4 protein-coding genes and 1 pseudogene are annotated in these 3513 nt (G+C 72.2%); 3 read left to right on the top strand and 2 right to left on the bottom strand.

The features are described 5' to 3' along the window. Positions 1–17: 17 nt before the first annotated feature. Positions 18–350 (top strand): annotated as a pseudogene (locus C1J00_RS40335) (ATP-binding protein); the annotation flags it as partial. 72 nt (positions 351–422) lie between these two features. Here the strand turns inward: C1J00_RS40335 and C1J00_RS40330 are convergent. Further along, positions 423–1514, bottom strand: coding sequence for a bifunctional succinyldiaminopimelate transaminase/glutamate-prephenate aminotransferase (locus tag C1J00_RS40330; RefSeq protein ID WP_102913816.1), 1092 nt, complete (start codon positions 1512–1514; stop codon positions 423–425). A gap of 120 nt (positions 1515–1634) precedes the next feature. After that, positions 1635–1955, bottom strand: coding sequence for a ferredoxin (gene fdxA, locus C1J00_RS40325; protein ID WP_030669097.1), 321 nt, complete (start codon positions 1953–1955; stop codon positions 1635–1637). A gap of 140 nt (positions 1956–2095) precedes the next feature. On the opposite strand from fdxA, the gene C1J00_RS40320 reads away from it, so the two are divergent. After that, positions 2096–3112 carry a GNAT family N-acetyltransferase gene (locus tag C1J00_RS40320; protein WP_102913815.1) on the top strand — a complete coding sequence of 339 codons (1017 nt, stop codon included), beginning with the start codon at positions 2096–2098 and terminating at the stop codon, positions 3110–3112. A 30-nt stretch (positions 3113–3142) separates the two neighbouring features. Next, the coding region (locus tag C1J00_RS40315) for a transglutaminase family protein (RefSeq protein WP_219728409.1) at positions 3143–3513 on the top strand (371 nt) is incomplete at its 3' end.

The raw sequence follows: 3513 nt of genomic DNA, 5'->3' as shown, positions 1-3513 counted from the left end.
GATGGGTATAAGAGACAACCCCGAACCTCGGTGGCCTCACCGCCCTGGACGGGGCCAACGTCGACAACACCGTCGACGGCGCGGCTCAGAACGTCACCGAGTCCGCGGGTGACACCGGCGGCAAGACCGTCAAGAAGGCGGTGCCGGACGCGGGCAAGACCGGCGGCAAGGCGGTCGAGAAGACCACCCCTGTGGCACAGAAGGCGGCCGGTGACGCGGCCGGCTCCGCCGGTCAGCTCGTCGGCGACACGGCCGGTTCGACCAAGGGCGGCATGCCCACCGACTCCCTGACCAAGGATGGCGTGCCGTCCGCGGACTCGCTGCCGGTGAAGAGCCTGCCGGTCGGCTGACGCTCCGGCGTTGTGACCACGAAGGGGTCCGGGGAACTTCCCCGGACCCCTTCGCCGTGTGCTCGGATGCGGTCACAGACGCCGTACGGCCGCCGCGACCCGCTCGTCCGTCGCCGTCAGCGCCACGCGGACGAACTCCGCACCCGCCGGACCGTAGAAGTCGCCGGGGGCCACGAGGATGCCGCGTTTGGCGAGGTGGTCGACCGTGTCCCAGCAGGATTCGCCCCTGGTGGCCCACAGGTAGAGGCTGGCCTCACTGTGCTCGATGCGGAAGCCGTGGGTGACCAGGGCCTCACGCAGCAGCTCGCGGCGGGACGCGTAACGCTCGCGCTGGACGCGGACGTGGTCGTCGTCGCCGAGGGCCGCCACCACCGCCGCCTGCGTCGGAGCCGACGTCATCATGCCGCCGTGCTTGCGGATCTCCAGCAGCGGACCGAGGACCGCCGGGTCACCGGCCAGGAAGGCCGCCCGGTAGCCGGCGAGGTTCGAGCGCTTGGAGAGCGAGTGGACGGAGACGATGCCGTCGTACGAGCCGCCGTTGACGTCCGGGTGCAGGACCGAGACGGGGTCGGCCTCCCAGCCCAGCTCCAGGTAGCACTCGTCGGAGAAGAGCAGGATGTCGTGCGAGCGGGCCCAGGCGACGATCCGGGTCAGCTCCTCCTTGGACAGCACCTTGCCCGTGGGGTTCGACGGCGAGTTCAGCCAGAGCAGCTTCAGGCCCTCGGGGTCCAGCTCCGTCGGGTCGTCGTAGGCCTCGTGGTCGGCACGGGCCAGCCGCGCGCCGACCTCGTACGTCGGGTAGGCCAGGCGCGGGTAGGCCACCCGGTCGCCGGGGCCGAGGCCCAGCTGGGTCGGGAGCCAGGCGACGAGTTCCTTGGAGCCGACGATCGGCAGCACGTGACGGTGGGTGGCGTCCCGGGCGCCGAGGCGGCGCTCGGCCCAGCCGGTGATCGCGTCGCGCAGCTCGGGCGTGCCCCAGACGGTCGGATAGCCCGGCGAGTCGGCCGCGGCCACCAGCGCTTTCTGGATCAGCTCGGGTACCGGGTCGACGGGGGTGCCGACGGACAGGTCGACGATGCCGTCCGGATGGGCGGCGGCCGTGGCCTTGTACGGGGTCAGCTTGTCCCAGGGGAAGGCGGGGAGGCGGTCGGAGACTGCGGACACGGGTTCTGGCTCACTTTCTGGCACGCACGAGCCGGTTCGGCAAACGCCTCGGCCCCGTACGGCGATCAGCGGGGTGATCAGGCCGTACGGGACCGAGGCGGCACGGAGTGCGGGCCGCTCTTACTGGTTCTGCGGCGGCAGCGCGGCGATGAAGGGGTGGTCGCGCTCGATCAGCCCCAGCTTGCTGGCTCCGCCGGGCGAACCGAGCTCGTCGAAGAACTCGACGTTCGCCTTGTAGTAGTCCTTCCACTCCTCCGGAGTGTCGTCCTCGTAGAAGATCGCCTCGACCGGGCAGACCGGCTCACAGGCACCACAGTCGACGCATTCGTCCGGGTGGATGTACAAGGACCGCTGGCCCTCGTAGATGCAGTCGACCGGGCACTCCTCGATGCACGCCTTGTCCTTGACGTCGACACAAGGCTGCGCGATGACGTAGGTCACGCTGTCGTTCCTCCTCGATAGGGCGCTGGCGGGCCTCCTCAGGCTCCGCCGCCTGGCGCGCGGGAGCGCGGCGTCGTCGATGCCCGCCCCTAGTATCTCCGTTCCTGGGCATGATCCGAACAGGAGGGGTGAACTGACCTGTGGAAATCTCTGCCGCCGGGCGACTCGAGGTCCGTATCACCGCTGCTGACGTGGGCAAACGGGTCTCAGTGCGGAGCTTGACCGAACATGAGGCTCCGGGTGAGAAGTTCACCGACACGGTCGGTGTTCTCACATCATGGGACAACGGTGTGCTGCTGATCACACGCAAGAGTGGCGAGAGCGTCCGTATCGCGGAATCCGCGCTGGTCGCGGGCAAGACCGTACCCCCCGCACCGGCGCGTCGCCGCGGTCCGGCCACCTCCTACGAGGAGCTGGCCCGGGTCGCCGCGCGGGCCTGGCGGCCCGTCGAGAGCGAGCGGCTCGGCGCGTGGGAGCTGCGGGCCGCGTCCGGGTTCACGCGGCGGGCCAACTCGGTGCTGCCGCTGGGCACGCCGGACCTCCCGCTGGACGAGGCCCTGGAGGCCGTGCGGCGGTGGTACGGCGAGCGCGGACTGCCCGCCTACGTCCAGACCGCGACCGGCGCCGAGGGCACGCAGGAGCTGCTCTGTGCCGAGCTGGAGCAGCGCGGCTGGGTGCGGGAGGTGACCGCCGAGCTGTGGACCGGGCCGCTGGCGCCGATCGCCGACCGGGGTGACCCGGCCGGGGTCGCGCTGTCCCGGGAAGCCGGTGAGGGGTGGCTGGCCCGGTACCAGCGCAAGGGCGTGAGCGAGGCGGCGCTGCGGGTGCTGCGGAGCGGGCCGTCGGTGTGGTTCGCGACCGTCCCCGGAGCGGCCGAGGGGGCTCCTCCGGCCGCCATCGGGCGGTGTGTCGTCGACGGGCGGTGGGCCGGTTTCGCCGCCGTCGAGGTCGATCCGGCGCTGCGACGGCAGGGGCTCGGCACGGCCGTGATGGCCGCGCTCGCCCGGCAGGCGCTCGACGAGGGCGCGTCGGCCGCGTGGCTCCAGGTCGAGGCCGACAACGCGGGAGCGCGGGCGCTGTACGCCGGTATGGGCTTCGCCGCGCACCACGCCTACCACCACTACCGGGCGCCGGACGCGCGCGGCACCGGCCGGTAACCGATCGTCGTGAGAGGGCACGAGCCTGATATGCGTCCCCCGTACCCCCCGTCCCCCGAACGGTCCGCCGAGCTGCGGCGGCGGTTCGCCGAAGAGGCCCGGTCCGAGCGGCCCGATCTGTCGACGCTGTGCCTGCTGGTGGGTGCGGAGGCGGACGGGGAGCTGGACGAGGCGGCCCTGGACGCCGCGCAGGTCGAGCTGGACCGGCTGGCCGGGCTGCTGCCGTTCCGGCCTCCGGGGCCCCGGGCCTGGGCCCTCGCCCTGCGGGAGCTGCTCGGTGAGCGGATGGGGTTCCACGGCGCCCCCGGCGACTACCAGCGCCTGGAGTCGTCGCTGCTGCACGAGGTGCTGGTGCGGCGCAGGGGGCTGCCGATCCTGCTGTCCGTGGTGTGGATGGAGGT

The organism is Streptomyces cahuitamycinicus (genome assembly GCF_002891435.1).
GTDB classification, from domain to species: Bacteria; Actinomycetota; Actinomycetes; order Streptomycetales; family Streptomycetaceae; genus Streptomyces; species Streptomyces cahuitamycinicus.
The sequence above is the reverse complement of the archived record's forward strand: the minus strand, read 5'-3'. Positions and strand labels throughout refer to the sequence as shown.